This is a genomic window from Streptomyces incarnatus, assembly GCF_001027185.1.
GTDB classification, from domain to species: Bacteria; Actinomycetota; Actinomycetes; order Streptomycetales; family Streptomycetaceae; genus Streptomyces; species Streptomyces puniciscabiei.
In genome coordinates this window covers 234,802-249,141 of record NZ_CP011497.1, presented here as the reverse complement: position 1 = coordinate 249,141, position 14,340 = coordinate 234,802, and the positions used below count along the sequence as shown (strand labels likewise).

General features: G+C 71.2%; 11 protein-coding genes, 1 pseudogene and 1 riboswitch. Of the genes and pseudogenes, 6 read left to right on the top strand and 6 right to left on the bottom strand.

Translation table 11 applies throughout. From position 1 onward, the window contains the following. Positions 1-894: a hypothetical protein gene (locus tag ABB07_RS01175; protein ID WP_244189159.1), complete on the bottom strand. Its 894-nt coding sequence runs from the start codon at positions 892-894 to the stop codon at positions 1-3. 374 nt (positions 895-1,268) lie between these two features. Here ABB07_RS01175 and ABB07_RS01170 point away from each other — a divergent pair, with 374 nt between their 5' ends. Continuing rightward, entirely contained in the window at positions 1,269-1,727 is a 459-nt protein-coding gene (locus ABB07_RS01170) for a hypothetical protein (RefSeq protein WP_208896803.1), read from the top strand. Positions 1,728-1,745: 18 nt separating this feature from the next. On the opposite strand, the gene ABB07_RS01165 is transcribed toward ABB07_RS01170, so the two are convergent. After that, positions 1,746-2,558: an amidohydrolase family protein gene (locus ABB07_RS01165; RefSeq protein WP_208896802.1), complete on the bottom strand. Its 813-nt coding sequence runs from the start codon at positions 2,556-2,558 to the stop codon at positions 1,746-1,748. Positions 2,559-2,660: 102 nt separating this feature from the next. On the opposite strand from ABB07_RS01165, the gene ABB07_RS01160 reads away from it, so the two are divergent. From ABB07_RS01160 to ABB07_RS01150, 3 genes are all read left to right on the top strand, one after another. Then, positions 2,661-3,098 (top strand): PPOX class F420-dependent oxidoreductase, encoded by a 438-nt coding sequence (locus tag ABB07_RS01160; protein ID WP_208896801.1) that lies wholly within the window; start codon positions 2,661-2,663, stop codon positions 3,096-3,098. A 1,064-nt stretch (positions 3,099-4,162) separates the two neighbouring features. Further along, a riboswitch (M-box (ykoK) riboswitch) is annotated at positions 4,163-4,335 on the top strand. 321 nt (positions 4,336-4,656) lie between these two features. Then, positions 4,657-6,003 (top strand): magnesium transporter MgtE N-terminal domain-containing protein, encoded by a 1,347-nt coding sequence (locus ABB07_RS01155; protein ID WP_208896800.1) that lies wholly within the window; start codon positions 4,657-4,659, stop codon positions 6,001-6,003. After that, positions 6,000-7,295, top strand: a complete 1,296-nt coding sequence (locus tag ABB07_RS01150; RefSeq protein ID WP_244189158.1) for an NRAMP family divalent metal transporter — start codon at positions 6,000-6,002, stop codon at positions 7,293-7,295. The genes ABB07_RS01155 and ABB07_RS01150 overlap by 4 nt, the downstream gene beginning before the upstream one ends. Positions 7,296-7,449: 154 nt before the next feature. On the opposite strand, the gene ABB07_RS01145 is transcribed toward ABB07_RS01150, so the two are convergent. Together ABB07_RS01145 and ABB07_RS01140 are read right to left on the bottom strand one after the other, a co-directional pair. After that, a complete protein-coding gene (locus ABB07_RS01145) occupies positions 7,450-9,981 on the bottom strand; it encodes a DEAD/DEAH box helicase (RefSeq protein WP_208896799.1) in 2,532 nt (843 codons plus the stop codon). Positions 9,982-10,133: 152 nt separating this feature from the next. Beyond that, positions 10,134-10,916 carry a GbsR/MarR family transcriptional regulator gene (locus tag ABB07_RS01140; RefSeq protein ID WP_208903207.1) on the bottom strand — a complete coding sequence of 261 codons (783 nt, stop codon included), beginning with the start codon at positions 10,914-10,916 and terminating at the stop codon, positions 10,134-10,136. Positions 10,917-11,202: 286 nt separating this feature from the next. Between ABB07_RS01140 and ABB07_RS01135 the strand changes: the two are divergent. Then, positions 11,203-11,334 (top strand): annotated as a pseudogene (locus ABB07_RS01135) (DUF4097 family beta strand repeat-containing protein); the annotation flags it as partial. A 23-nt stretch (positions 11,335-11,357) separates the two neighbouring features. On the opposite strand, the gene ABB07_RS01130 reads toward ABB07_RS01135, so the two are convergent. Then, positions 11,358-11,897 (bottom strand): hypothetical protein, encoded by a 540-nt coding sequence (locus tag ABB07_RS01130; protein ID WP_208896798.1) that lies wholly within the window; start codon positions 11,895-11,897, stop codon positions 11,358-11,360. A gap of 651 nt (positions 11,898-12,548) precedes the next feature. On the opposite strand from ABB07_RS01130, the gene ABB07_RS01125 reads away from it, so the two are divergent. Beyond that, entirely contained in the window at positions 12,549-13,625 is a 1,077-nt protein-coding gene (locus ABB07_RS01125) for a S1 family peptidase (RefSeq protein WP_208896797.1), read from the top strand. A 151-nt stretch (positions 13,626-13,776) separates the two neighbouring features. Here ABB07_RS01125 and ABB07_RS01120 read toward each other — a convergent pair whose 3' ends face one another. Further along, positions 13,777-14,271, bottom strand: coding sequence for a PaaI family thioesterase (locus ABB07_RS01120; protein WP_208896796.1), 495 nt, complete (start codon positions 14,269-14,271; stop codon positions 13,777-13,779). Between the last annotated feature and the right edge of the window lie 69 nt (positions 14,272-14,340).

The window sequence follows — 14,340 nt, the reverse complement described above, 5'->3', positions numbered from 1 at the left end:
TCACCGAGGCTCGCGGTGGGCGCTGTCGCTCACTGCGACAGGCCGTGACTCGTAGTGCAGGCTGTGGAAGCGGCCGTTCTCCTCGCGCCCGGCGGGATCATGGCCCAGGGCCCGTACCGTCGCGATCGCGTACCGCCGTTCCCGCTCGTCCGTGAAGAGCCGCTGGGGATAGGTGCGGGAGACCTCGAGTGTGGTGTGCAGACCGTGCGCGGCCAGGGTGCGGACGACCGGGTGGTACGACACCGTCCGCAGCACGAACGCGCTGACCCAGACCGGTCTGCGGGCACCGTCGAGCAGTGCCGTGAACGTGCGGTCGGTGATGTAGCTGCCGCCGCCGGTCAGCGTGATCAGCCCGACCTCGGCGAGCGCACGCCTCAGCCCGGGACCCGGCGGTCCCTGTTCCAGGTCGTCGGTGAAGCCGGCGTCCAGAAGACCCACCTCGAGCGCGTACCGCACGGCGGGGGCGGCGACGTCCAGGCCGAACACCGGCACGGCGTCCGGCCGGCGCCGCTCGGCGTAGAACTCCCGGTCCCGTGCGGCGAGTCGGTCCGTCGACAGCTTCTGGCAATCGGGTGAGGTGTACCGCTCGTACAGCTCCGCGAGCGTCAGGTCGTGGTTGAGCAGCGCGGCGTTGATCCCGTACGAGCAGCACACGTCCAGCACCGCCGGCCTGCTGGGGCCGCCGTCGTCGAGCGCGGCCCGTTCGGCGGCGGCCTGCCGGAAGACCGGCTGGGCGTGATGCGGGATCTCGTACTCCAGCGGAGCCAGCCGGCTGAAGTACATGCGCGGGTCCGGCCGGTCGTAGATGTCGTCGAACCGCGACTTGCCGCTCGCCACGCCCCCTGTGCCGCCAGGGCCCGACTCGGCCATGCCGTACTCCTCATCGCGGAACACATCGGTACCTCCATCATGTCCCGTCCCTTGTGTCCCGCGAGGTCTGCCACACCGGGACACCGCATGTCACATGTTCAAGATCGCGACGGCCAGGGTGAGCAGCGGGGCCACCGACAGCGACCAGACCCTGCCCCCGCCCTCCCCCGATCAGAGCAACGGCCGGCCGGCCGCCCCCGCGACCGCGGATCCGCCCCACCGGACGGACGCCGATCCACCCGACGGCCCGGACGGGGACGGTTCCGGCCCGTCACCGGAGCCGCCCGGCGGACATCGGTGGCTGACCCGGGATCGTGTGACGACGGCCGTGGTGTCGGCGGCCGTCACGGCAGCGGTGGTGATCTACGGGTTGACGGCACCGGAGGGCGGCCACCGGGGTGCAGCGTCCACCGCGGCGGCCTCCGCCCCTCGGCCGTCCGGCACCGGCACAGCCACCTCGAGCGGCTACACCCCGGTCTACCCGGCACCGGACCCTGTCCCTGAAGCACTACACCTACTACGTCGACCTGCGCGCGGGAGCGGTCAGCGGCTCGGAGACCGCCTGGAGCATCGGCACGGACGCCGGGGGCGACGGCGACGGAGCCTTCGAACTGCAGCCGCTCACCGACGTCTTCGTCGTGCCGGCGCAGGCCGTGCCGACCGCCGGGCAGTGCGCCGCCAAGACCACGCGGCACCCCGCCGACGGGCGACTGCACTTCCGTCAGGTGCCGCCCGGCAGCACCTTCTGCCTGCGCGACACGACGAGCGGCGACATCGCGGTGGTCAGGGTCATCGACGTCGACCACGGCAACTACGCGACCACGGACGACGTCACCTACTACCGCCGCCGCAGCTGACCCGGGCCGACCCTGCGGTCAGAGGCTGAAGACCCGGCGAGCGTTCCCGGACAGGAACAGCTCGGTGGTCTCCTCGTCCAGGCCGAGGTCACCGAGATGGGCCAGCGCCTGGACAGGGGTGATCATGGGGTAGTTCGTGCCGAACAACACCTTCCCGCGCCCCCGGCCGCGCAGATAGTCGACGAGCTCCCGGGGGTAGCGGCGGGCGGTGTAGGCGCTGGTGTCGATGTGGACGTTGGCGTGTTTGTCGGCCACGGCGATCATCTCCGTGGTCCACGGGTATCCGATGTGACCGCAGACGATGGTCAGCTCCGGGAAGTCCAGCGCGACCTGGTCGACGTAGGGGATGGGGCGACCGGTTTCCGAGGGGCGCAGCGGTCCGGTGTGGCCGACCTGGGTGCAGAAGGGGATGCCGAGGTCGACGCAGGCGGCGTACAGCGGGTAGTACAGCCGGTCGGTGGGCGGCAGCTGCCACAGCCAGGGCACGATCCGCAGGGCGATGAAGCCGAGTTCCTCGACGGCCCGGCGCAGCTCGCGCACGGCCTGGACGGGCCGGGTGAGGTCCGCGCCGGCGACGCCCCGCAGCCGTCCGTCGGACTGCGCGACGAACTCGGCCACCTCGTCGTTGCTGATGAGCGGCCCCTGAGGCCCGTACCAGGCGGCGGAAAGACCGATCTCCACGTCTGCCGCGGCCATGGCCGCCACCGTGGCCTTGACCGGCAGTGGCTCCTCCAGCAGCCCCTGCCCGGTCCATCGGCGCAGCGACTCGAACATCTCGTGGTTGGAGTGACGGAGCGTGGGGTGCTGCATCCACACATCGATGACTGACACGGAGTCCTCATCTCTCTCCCGGCCGCCCAGGACTGACGTCCCGTCAGTGGACCACTGTGACACAGTGATTGGCATCAAAGCCGATCCGGGCGAGGAGTGGTCATGGCGGCGGAGCTGAACGAGCAGGTGCGCAAGCGGCTGGAGGAACCGAACTTCTGGTACGTGGCCACGGTGACGCCGGACGGGGCGCCGCATGTCACGCCGATGTGGGTGGGGCTCGAGGGCGGGCTGATCGTCTTCAACACCTCGGTCGGCCGGATCAAGGAGGAGAACCTCCGCGGTGACAACCGGGTCCACCTCTCGCACGCCGACGCGGAGAACCCCTACGACCGGGTGCAGATCTCCGGCCGCGCGGTGCGTTTGGTGGAGGGTGAGGAGGCCGAGCGGGGCATGGACCGGCTGGCTCACAAGTACCTGGGCCTGAACGGATACCCCTGGCTGATCGAAGGCGAGCGGCGGGTGCACGTCCTGGTCGAGCCGGAGCGGGTGCGCCACATCGTCGGTGTGGAGCCCTTCCGCCCTGGAGTCATCCCGTCCTGAGCCATGGTGCCCCCGCGCCCACCGCGCCCGTCGTCTGCCGCCCGTCCCCTGCCGGCGGGCCTCGGCCGCGAGGGTCGCCGCCAGGGGCAAGGACCCGGTGGGCCCGGGCGCACCTCTTCTCATCGAGATCTTCCGCGACACACGCCTGGACGCGGGCGGGCGCGGGAGGGGGGCCACGAGCCGTGGAGGTCCTCGTGGCCAGGGCACGCGCCGCGGAAGCGGAGCGGCCGGAGGACCTCGTGGTCGGCGGCGAGACGCGGCACCGGGCCCGTACCACGTCAGCCTGTCGACCGGCCGAGGACGATGCCGGCCCAGCTCGGGACATGTGAAGGTTGGCCCCCGCTGGTCCGCCGCCCCGGGACTTGGCGGACCGGCGCCTGTGAGGGCGCTCTCGCGGGGTAAACGGAACCTACGCCTCCACCGGCCATGGCGGAACCCCCTCAGTTGTGTGGTCCAGGTCATACTGGCTTGGTGCTCCGCCCTCGCTGGGCCGCGGGCTCGCCGGTGTCCGCATGCGGCCACGTCGAGGGCCGCCCCGCCGACGGACGGTGAGGGTCGGCATCGGCCGGATGGATCCCCCGCACCGCCCCCGTGACGCCCAGGGCGCTCGTACCCGCATCCTCCACGCGGCCGGCGGGGTCCTCGCCGAGCGCGGATCCGAGGCAGCGACCGCCCCCGGGATCGCCGCCGCCCCCGCCGCCGTCTCCTCGGCCGACGACGGCGTCTCAGGAGGGGTGCGCGGTAGGGGGCCCGGAGACGCCTGGCCGCCGTTCGTCAAGGCACCTGGCACCCACACCGCGCAGGAACCCTGTGGGCGCGCTCTCCGCGGAGGGCGCACGCCGGAGCGAGCCGGCCCGGATTCCCGCACCACTTCGCGGGACGCGCTTTGCGCCGGCGACGCACTCAGGCCGCCGAGGCGTCCGTGCGCCCCTGCCGGCTGCCGTACATCGACCCACTGTCGTTCGCCGACCCCGCATGGCCAATTTCGCGCCTGCCCGGGGTCAAGGGGTGGTCATGGCTGCGGCCGAGGCTCTGACGTGGGCGTATCGTTGACGCGGTTTGACCAGACACCTCGTTCGGTGAGGCTTCTTCACGGACACAGGCCACTGATCCCACCCGTCGAGAGACGCTCCGGATCAGGACAGGTCTCCCCGGCCCAAGGGGTGACCCCAAGTGGCTTCTCCCGCAGGGGGATTACGCCGCGGAGTGCCAAAGCTCTGACGAGTTGGGGTGTGCCGGGACCGATCGTGCCCGGCTGCCCCTTGCCGCAGGACCGCGACACCCGTGCGCGGCCGTGACCGGGAGGAGGCGACATGGACAGTAGTCCGGGCCATAGTCGGCCCCTCTTCGTGTCGTCCGCGCCGTCCTTCCGCGGCCCGGGGCAGCCTCTTCTTCCCTGATCCCCGCTCAGCTCACCGGCTGGGCAGGCCGGGTACCGGCGTGCGCTCCGCATGCCTTGTGCCACAGGTCCGGGGAGCCGCGTGCTGCCATGGGCCGCCCACCCGCCCCGTCATGCGAGGGCAAGGGGGTGTTCGTTGTGGCTGCCCACACTCTGCTCATGTCCACCACGGCCCGCTTCCGAGACCGCCGCGTCAGTCTGGAGCGCCGCGCCACCACGTCCAAGGCGGTCCGTGAATCGCTGGTCTCCCTCGCCGGGCTGATCGGCGGCCCGGTCACCAACCAGGCCGGCGAGGAGGTCGGCCGCGTCGTCGACGTCGTCGCCCGGCTGTACGGAGCGGACTCCTACCCGCCGGTCACCGGGCTGATCCTGCGGATCGGCCGGCGCCGTACGTTCCTGCCCGCCGACGCCGTCGGCAAGGTGCACGCCGGGCACGTACGGCTGCGCACCGCCCGGGTCGACCTGCGGGACTTCGCCCGCCGCCCGGGTGAGGTGCTGCTGGCCAAGGACGTGCTCGACCACCAGCTGGTCGATGTCGACGGTGTCCAGGTCACCCGGGCCGCCGACCTGTACCTCGCGCCCCTGGTCGACCAGGTCGTCCTGGTCGGGGTGGACGTCTCCCTGCCCACCCTGCTGCGGCGGCTCGGCCCGCGCCGCTGGCAGGCCCGGCCGACCCCCGAGCGGGTGCTGGACTGGCAGGCGGTGGCCCCGTTCGCCGAGCAGGCCACCGAGGGCCCGCCGGAGGTGCGGCTGCGTGCCTCCAGGACGGCGCTGCGCAGGCTGCGCCCCGCCGATCTCGCCGACATCCTGGAGGACCTCGGCCGCGCCGAACGCCAGCAGCTGCTGGGCTGGCTGGAGCCGGAGCAGGCAGCCGACGCCCTGGAGGAGATGGAACCGGCCGAGCTGGAGAACCTGCTGCGGGAGGCACAACCGGAGCACGCCGCCCGGCTGGTCGACGAAATGGAGCCGGACGAGGCCGTCGACGCCCTGCGCGACCTCACCCCTGAGGAACGCGAGGCTCTGCTGACCCGTATGCCGGCCGACGAGGCCGCCGAGCTGCGGCGGCTGCTGACACACCGTGAGGACACCGCGGGCGGCGCCATGACCACCCTGCTGGTGACCGCCGGGCAGAAGGAGACCGTCGCCCAGGTTCGAGCCGTTCTGGCGGAACAGGCCGAACACCGCACCGAGATCGACGCCGTCACCGTCGTCGACGAACAGGGCCGCCTGGTCTGCGACATGCCCCTGTTCGATCTGGCGGTGGCCGAGGACACCACTCCGGTGGCCGATCTGGTGGCCTGGCGCGCCCAGTTCGGCCCACCTGTCACCGTCCACCCGGACACTCCGCTCACCGAGGCCGCCGACCACCTGGTCGCCGCACGCGCCTCCTCCGTCCTCGTCGTCGACGACAGCGACCGCCCCGTCGGCCGGATCCTCGCCGACGACCTGCTCGACACCCTGCTGCCCGAGCGCGGGCGCCTGCACTTCCGGAGGTTCCTGCAGTGACCCGCGACCACGACACCGCCCCCGCGGTCCCGCGGACCCCCGCGCCCGTGCGCCGTACCGGATGGCGGCGCATCACCATGCTCGCGGCGATCGCCGGACCCGGACTGGTCGCCGCGAACGCCGGCAACGACGCCGCCGGCATCGCGACCTACGCCTCGGCGGGCTCCCAGTTCACCTACGGCACCCTGTTCTTCATGGTGCTGGTCACCGTCGCGCTGGTCATGGTGCAGGAGATGGCCGTCCGTCTCGGCGCCCACACCGGCAAGGGCCTGGGCGCCCTGATCCGCGAGCAGTTCAGCCTGCGCCTGACCGCGCTGGCGGTCTTCTGCCTGCTGCTGGCCAACACCGGCCTGGTCGTCTCGGAGTTCGCGGGCATCGGTGCGGCCTTCGAACTCCTCGGGGTGCCGAAGTGGGCGGTCATCCCGCCGGCCGCGATCCTGCTGTGGGCGCTGGTGCTGTTCGGCTCCTACCACTGGGCCGAACGCATCTTCCTCATCATGTCGCTGGCGTTCTTCGCCTACCCGGTCGCGATGATCCTCGGCCACCCCGACTGGGGCGCCGTCGGCCACCACCTGATCGTTCCCCACGTCGAGGGGCACAAGGACTTCATCCTGCTCGCGGTCGCCTTGATCGGTACGACCGTCAGCCCGTACATGCAGTTCTACGCCGCCGCCGGCGTCGTCGACCGGGGCGCCAAGCCCGCCGACTACCCCCTCATCCGCGCCGACGCCGTCCTGGGCGCCGTCTTCGCCTGTGTCATCAGCCTGACCATCATCATCGCCACCGCTTCCGCCATCGGCGGCACCGGCCCGCTCGACTCCGCCGCGCAGGCCGCCGAAGCCCTCAAGCCGGTCGCCGGCCAGAACGCCGAACTCCTCTTCGCCCTGGGCCTTATCGGCGCATCGGCGCTGGCCGGAGCCGTCGTCCCGCTCTCCGCGAGCTACGCCGTAGGGGAGGCCGCCGGCGTGGAGCGCTCCGTCTCCCGCAGTTTCCGTGACGCCCCGCTGTTCCTCGGCCTGTTCACCGCCCAGATCATCCTGGGCGCCACGGTGGCGATGACTCCCGTCGACGTCATCCAGTTGCTGATCGGCACCCAGGTCCTGCAAGGCCTGATCAGCCCCGTCGTCCTCGTCTATCTCCTGGTCCTGACCAACCGCCGCTCGGTCCTCGGCCGTGCCGCCAACAGCCCGCGCTACCGCATCGCCGCCACCGTCGTGGTCGTAGGCGTCGCGGGCATGTCCACGATCCTGCTCGTCCAGACCGTCCTGGGCTGGTTCGGTATCGGACAGTGAGGGTGCGTCATGCTCCGCTGCCGGAGCGGCTGGCGTCCGGGCACCGGCACCGGCATTCCTGGCCTACCTTCGGCCGCCGCGAAAGGGCCTCCGTCAGGGTCCTGGGATGCCCGGTGCAGCAGCAGACCGCCCCCGTTGCTCCGTCCGTACTCCGCTATGTCCATCTCATGCCGATGGCGGACAGCTGCTCCACCCGCCCGGGGGACAATGTGGCGGCTCGTGAGCGTTGGTTGCTGATCCATGTCCCGAGGCGGACGTCTCGTTCCTCCTGGTCCTCGCGGCCGCGGTCCCCGCTGCTCACGACGATGCGTTCGACGTGCTTGCGGGGTACGCGCAGGTGTCCTTCGCGTTCGTAGTACTGCTGGGCGGCGGTGTAGTTGAGGGCCCAGCGGCTGGCGTGTGGGAGGCGTGGCTCGGGCCTTTCGTCCTCGGTGGCGGGCTGGATGCCGAGGATGTGTTCGCACATCCACTGCTGGACGGTCGTGAGCTGACTCCAGCCGAGGCGCTGGGCGCGGATCCAGCGTGCGAGGTCTTCGCCCTGGCGTACGACGGTGCTCGGTGACGTGGGCAGTGTGCCGCCGGCCTCCAGGTGCTGCCGGGTGAGGTGGAAGCAGCGTTGCCATGCCACGGACCAGTGGGGGCACCAGGACGGGTCGATGTCGTCCAGTTGTTCGCGCCGGTCCTCCGACCATGCTCCGGCGGCCGGTGGAACCGGTGGGCCCCCGGTACGGCGGCGCTCGTTCTCGGCAGCCTTCCGGGCGGCGGCGCGGGCGTTCTTCAGCCAGATCCCGATCTTGTAGCCCTGGTAGGTGGCGTCCAGTGGCGCCAGGAGGTGGCCGTGTTCCGCGGCCCACCCTCGTGCGGCGGCGAGTCCCTCTTCCCAGGCGACGTCGTAGTGCGACCAGACCATGCCGAGCTGCTCCAGCTGTTCGACGCGCTCGGCGTTCAGCCGGCCGCGGGCGTGGAACCTGCGGGCGTCGGCGATCCATTGCCCCAGCGGGAAGTCGGCGAGCGTGGCCGGCCACCCCTCGGCCTCCGCCTCCGGGGCGTCGCCGGCAGGGATGCGGTAGGTGAACGGCACGCGCAGGTCGCCGTGCTTGCGCGCGTAGAGGGTGGCGGCTTCGATGCCGCGTCGCCAGTGGGTGTGTTCGGGGTTGAGGACGCGCAGGTTGATGAACGCGGCCAGCTGGGCGGGGTCGCGGGGGACGGAGAATTTCAGCAGGGCACGGGCCGGTGCCGACAGCTGGTCGCCTCGGTCGCTGTCGGCTCCCGCGTCCTCCGCGCCGGCGCGGCTCCGGACGCCTCTGACACGACTTGGTGCCTGGGGTTCGGCCAGCCGTTCCACGACCCTGGCATCGTGCGCTCTGAGCGCTTCCAGCAGCTTGGCCAGGCCGCCGTACGCCCGGCTGGTGAGCATGTTGTCCGGTGTCTCCCCGGGCCCCAGCAGCACGGGCACCACGAGGGAGGCGGTCTTGCCCTCGCCGGGCTGAATGCGCAGGGCGCGGCCGACGGCCTGGACGAGGTCGGGCATGGAGCCGCGTACGTCGGCGAAGTAGACGGAGTCGCATTCCCGGGTGTCGACGCCCTCGCCCAGCACCCTCACCGAGCCGAGGAAGCACTTCTCCGCGACCGTGCCGTCGCGGGTGATCCGGTCGGCGAACTCGCCGAGGACACGCCGGCGGTGGAGTGGCTTGTGTTCGCCGCACAGCCAGTCTGCCCAGATCGTCTGCGGAAACCGCTCGGGGTCGTCCGTGTGCAGCCGCGCGGCGACGTCCGCAAGGCCCGCCGCGAAGGCTTCGGCCTCCTTGACCAGGTGGTGGAAGACGAGCGTGCGCCGGAAGTTCTCCTCGGCCGACGCCTTCACCAGGGCTGTCTGCAGAGCGGCGAGCCGGGCTCCGCGTACCTGGTCCGTGCGGCCGTCCACGCCGAGGAGCTGGGCGGCCTGGAGCTGGGTGTCGGTGATGTCGAGGCACACCACCTGATAGGGGGCGCAGATGCCCCGGTCGATCGCCTCGGACAGGGTGAGGGTGTGGCAGCGTGCGCCGAAGGGGCCGTCCGGGTCGTCTTCCATCGAGGCCACCAGCTCGCCCGGCGCGCCCGGCTCGGAGTCGTCGTCCGGCTGCCACAGCCGGGGTGTGGCGGTCATGTACAGGCGGCGCAGGCCGGGAATGCGGGTGTTGTCGTGGACGGCCGCCCAGGGCTTGCCGATCCGGCCCGAGGTGCGGTGTGCCTCGTCGACCACGATCAGGTCCCAGCCCGGCAGGCCGGCGGCGTGGGCGCGCTCCAGCGTTCCCAGCCCGAGCGAGGCGTAGGTGGCGAACACGGTCACCTTGTCGAACGGCCGCACCCGGGCGACCAGCTCGCCCGCGTCCGTGGTGTTGGGGAAGCCCGCCTCGTCCCCGCGCAGGGACGAAACCCCGATCATCGGCCCACCGCGGCCGCCTTTCCGCCATGCGGCCCGGGTCTGCGCGAGCAGGTCCAGCGAAGGCACCAGCACCAGCACCCGGCCCGCCTGGAGCTCCTCGGCGCTGCGCACGGCGACGAGGGTCTTCCCGGAGCCGGTCGCCATGACCACCTGAGTCCGCAGCCCGCGCTCGGGCACGGTCGAGAGCGCGGGCAACTCCAGGTGGCGCAGGACCGCGTCAACGGCTTCCCGCTGATGAGGGCGGAGTTGCTTCACTGCCATTCCCTTCTGCTCCAGTCTGCCCTGGATGACGGCCCCAGTGCGGGGAGTTGCCCGAGGCGGGCGTGCGGCGCGGGGTGGGGTGGGGGATGGGGCCGGGGCGCGGGCGGTCCGCAAGGGCGGCGCAGGTCAAGGGCGACGGGGACGGTTTCGTCTCATACGGTGGCTGTCGGCGCGGCGGTCCGTCCGTCCCCCGGACTCGGCTCGGCGGTGTGGTCCGGGGTTGTCTCGGTTCTGGTGTAGAGGACCTCGCGGCCTTGTTCGGCGGCGCGGATGAGGCTTTCGCTGACGAAGTCGAGGAAGCGGGCGGCATTCTCGAGGCGGGTGGCGGCCGGGGTGCCGCGGCCGAGGATGTTCACACCCTGGCGTGCGGTTTCGATGAACTGGTCGTTGGCGCGGGCGCTGCGGATCATCGACTGGTACCAGAGGTCGTCGTCGACGACGTAGCGCTCGCGGCGGCGCTCGTCCCGTTGGCGGCGGACGAGGTCCAGTCCTTCGAGGAACGTGATCGCCTTGGAGATGGAGGCCGGGCTGACGTTGAGGCGCTGAGCGAGCTCGGAGGCGGTGAGGCTACCGGTGTCGGTGGTGTAGAGGCAGCCCAGGACCCGGGCCATCATCTTGGGCAGGCCGGAGGTCATGAAGACGGTGATGAGGGTCTCCTGGTAGTCGCCCACGGCCTGGGCGTCGCGCCCGTAGGGTTGCGGGAGCGCCTGCGGAGTCGGGGGTGTGGCCTTGTTGCGCCGGTGGGTGCGTTGCTGGGTGGCGCGGTGGGCCAGGTCGGCGCGGTAGCCGGTGGGGCCGCCGTTGCGTGTGACCTCACGGGTGATGGTGGAGGTCGGACGGTTGAGGCGGCGGGCGATCTCGGCGTAGGCCAGGCCCTCGGCCAGCCCCGTCGCGATCTGCTGACGTTCGGCCTGGGTGAGCCTGCCTCCCGGCATCGCAATCCCCTTTGTGCCCCACAGGTGCTCCGTGGTGCTGCTCGGTCTTTCCTTGACGTCTTCACCGTAGCGTTCGTGGTCAGCGCGTTGCAACGGCCGATGGTCTCGTTGTTGCATTGTCTTCAAGGTTGTCGCAACGATTTCCAGGCTTTCAGCTGTGTGGATGTCGACGCGGCGCAACAGGTGCATTTCTGATTCAGTTAACGCAACGTAGCGTTTCTCATGCGAGGAAACAGTGGACGCGGTGGTCGAGGTGCTGCCCGCGAAAGCTTCGAAAGGCCGTGATGTGAGCGGCGATGTCGAGCTCGGCCGGCTGGGCGGACCCGCGGAGATCAGCACCGCACGGGGCGACAACGGCATCACCGAGGCCACGGGCGGCACGGTCGTGCTGACCACCCAGTCCGGCGACATCACCGTCCGCAGTCTCTGAGACGTTGCTTCTCATGCTGCCTCTGAACACGCCTGCTGGAGGGCGGCGAAGGCCGCGTCGGCGGCGTCGGCAGGGAACAGCCTCAGGACGGTGGCTCGGTTCGGTGTCGTGATGACGTAGTGCCGGGCCAGGTACGAGAGGCCTCCCCAGCTTTCTCGGGCATGGGCGCGCATCAGGACCTGGCCGCACCTCGCGCAGGCGATCCAGGGGACGAGGACGAGACCGGCCAGGTCCTGTTCGGCCCCGTCCATTGCCTCGGGAGCGGTGCTTCCGTCGCCTTCGATCAGCCTCACGGGGCCCGGTGTGCCGCCATCACGGCACTGAAGGATCTGGGGTGTGAGGGCCTCCCGCTCGCCCCAGGCCTCCGCGAGCACGGAGATCTGGGCCCTGACCGAATCGCTGATCAGCACCTGGTGTTCGAGGATGCCGGAAACGAGCAGGCCAAGTCCCGCCTCCTGCTCTCCGACGGCCCAGCAGTCCATGACTTCCCGGGCTTCGGCCTCCGGCAGCAAGGCGGCGAGTCGGTTCCAGATGGCAGGGTCGTCGGTCACCTGGCAGACGCTACCGGCCCGCACTGACACCCCAGAGGGCGGAGGCGGACGAACAGGAGCATCGGGCGGAACTCTCTGCCCTGCGGCGCGCGATTCGCAGGACGATGCCGCGTTCCCGCAGCCCTTTCCGAAGGTGGTCGTCGTCATGCTCGGCTCGGTGCAGCCGGGCCCCTGCCGGTACCTCTCGGTCGCGGGCACCCCGACGACCACCACCCTGCGGCCGTCGCGCGACCGTCGGCAGCACGACCCGTCGAAACGTCAAACGTGGCGCTCCGGTCCCGCAGTGACAGGTCATCGGCGCGCCAAGAGTTGTCCAAATATGGGACGGGTGCTCCGGATTCCGGACGGCACCGCTGTGTACCGGCCAGCCGTGGCGGAACCGAGCGTGGAGAGCGGGCCCGATGACGCGCACCGTGCGTGAACGCGCCACGTGGGCAACCGGGTCCGGCGTGCCGAGACGGCGGCGACCGGGGATCGCCTGTCCCCGTGCGGGCCCGGCCGGAATGACTCCTTGTTGTGGCGGGCGTGCGTGGCCATACTCGACGACGTTTGGCATGGCCACGTCGAGAACCCGGGTCGGCGTCCCCTGCCTTCCATCCCTCCGGCCCCGGCTCGGTGAGTGAGCGGGGCAACCCCCACTGGAGGCCTCACATGCCGCAACATCGCACAGCTCTCACCACTCGCGCGCTCACCGGAGCGAGCGCCGTGGTCCTCACCGCCGGCGCCGCGCTGCTCCCCGGCTCGGCGACGGCCGCCACTCCTCCATCCGCAGTCACCCCGGCCGCGGCCCGCGCCGCGTCCGCCGCGAACCTGGTCGCCCGCCTGGGTGACCGTGCCGCCGGCTCCTACTACGACGCCGCGGCCCACCGGTTCGTCGTCGACATCACCGATCCGGCCGTGGCCGGCCAGGTCCGCGACGCCGGTGCCGTGCCCAGAACCGTGCGCTACTCCACGGCCCAACTCCGGGACGTGCTCGGCACCTTGAACCGGCGGGCCAGGATCGCGGGCACGGCCTGGGCGATCGACCCCCGTCAGGACAAGGTGGTCGTGACCGTCGACCCGACGGTCACCGGGGCGAAGCGCAACCGGCTGATCACGGTGGTCGACTCGCTCGGCGACAAGGTGGTCGTACGTCGGGCCGCCTCCGCGTTCAAGCCGTTCGTCGCGGGCGGCGACGCGATATGGGGCAGCGGTGTCCGCTGCTCCCTCGGCTTCAATGTGACGGTGAACGGCGCGCCGTACTTCCTGACCGCCGGGCACTGCGGCAACGCTTCGTCGACCTGGTCCGACTCGCAGGGCGGCGAGGAGGTCGGCCAGACCGTCGACTCCCAGTTCCCCGGCACCGACTACGCCCTGGTCCAGTACGACGACGCGAACAGCGACCACTCGAGTGCCGTCGACCTCTATGACGGGGGCAGCCAGCAGATCACCCACGCCGCCGATGCCTACGTCGGCGAATCGGTCCAGCGCAGCGGCAGCACCTCGGGCCTCCACGGCGGGACGGTCAACGGACTGGACGCGACCGTGAACTACGAGGAGGGCACGGTCTCCGGACTCATCGACACCGATGTGTGCGCCGAGCCCGGCGACAGCGGAGGCGCGCTCTTCGACGGCGACGCGGCCATCGGGCTGACCTCGGGTGGCAGCGGTGACTGCACCTCCGGCGGCGAGACCTTCTTCCAGCCGGTGCCGGCGGCACTGAGCGCGGAGGGCGCGACTCTTCCGTAGCAGGTCGACCGTACTTCTCCGGCGGCCCACCCGGAGCGCCTCAACCGGCCTGCCTCCACAGGTCCGGTTGAGGTTCGCTCCGGCAGCCTGGCCGACGGACTGACCGACGCCGCCTTCGCGGAGGTGTTCCCCACTGGACGATCACAAGTGGCTAGCGCGGTGAAACCGGGAAGAGCATGCAGCTGCTGGTGGCGTGGGCGAGCAGGCGGTCCTCGGAATCCAGCAGGTCGGCTTGCGCCAGGGCGGTGCGGCGGCCGTGGTTGAGGACGGTGCCGATGGCGCGGACCTTGCCGGTGTCGACCGTGATCGGGCGCAGGAACTTCACGCTCAGGTCGAGCGAGGTGTATCCCATGCCCGCCGGAAGAACCGACTGCACGGCACAGCCCGCGGCCGAGTCGAGGAGAGTGGCGTAGACCCCGCCATGGACACTGCCGATGGGGTTGTAGTGCTCCTCGGCCGGTTCCAGGGCGAAGACGGCGCTGCCGAACTCGACCTGCTCCAGGGTGAATCCGAGGGTCGCGGCGATGGGTGCGGCGGGCAGGCGTCCGCACAGCACCCGGCGCAGGAAGTCGAGACCGCTGTCCTGGCCGACGGCGGCCGCGGAAATGCCCGGATCCTGCCACTCGATCGTGCGTGACCTCGTCATCGGCCTCTTCCTCCCACTGGCTTCATAAAAAGAAGCTAGCCAGCCGGACATCTGGCTGTCAACGTCGAA

Bases quoted from the DNA above. Each gene is read 5' to 3' on its own strand.
- ABB07_RS01160 (WP_208896801.1), top strand. From the start codon at position 2,661: ATGGCGGCGGAGCTGAACGAGCAGGTGCGCAAGCGGCTGGAGGAACCG.
- ABB07_RS01155 (WP_208896800.1), top strand. From the start codon at position 4,657: ATGTCCACCACGGCCCGCTTCCGAGACCGCCGCGTCAGTCTGGAGCGC.
- ABB07_RS01145 (WP_208896799.1), bottom strand. From the start codon at position 9,981: ATGGCAGTGAAGCAACTCCGCCCTCATCAGCGGGAAGCCGTTGACGCG.
- ABB07_RS01140 (WP_208903207.1), bottom strand. From the start codon at position 10,916: ATGCCGGGAGGCAGGCTCACCCAGGCCGAACGTCAGCAGATCGCGACG.
- ABB07_RS01125 (WP_208896797.1), top strand. From the start codon at position 12,549: ATGCCGCAACATCGCACAGCTCTCACCACTCGCGCGCTCACCGGAGCG.
- ABB07_RS01120 (WP_208896796.1), bottom strand. From the start codon at position 14,271: ATGACGAGGTCACGCACGATCGAGTGGCAGGATCCGGGCATTTCCGCG.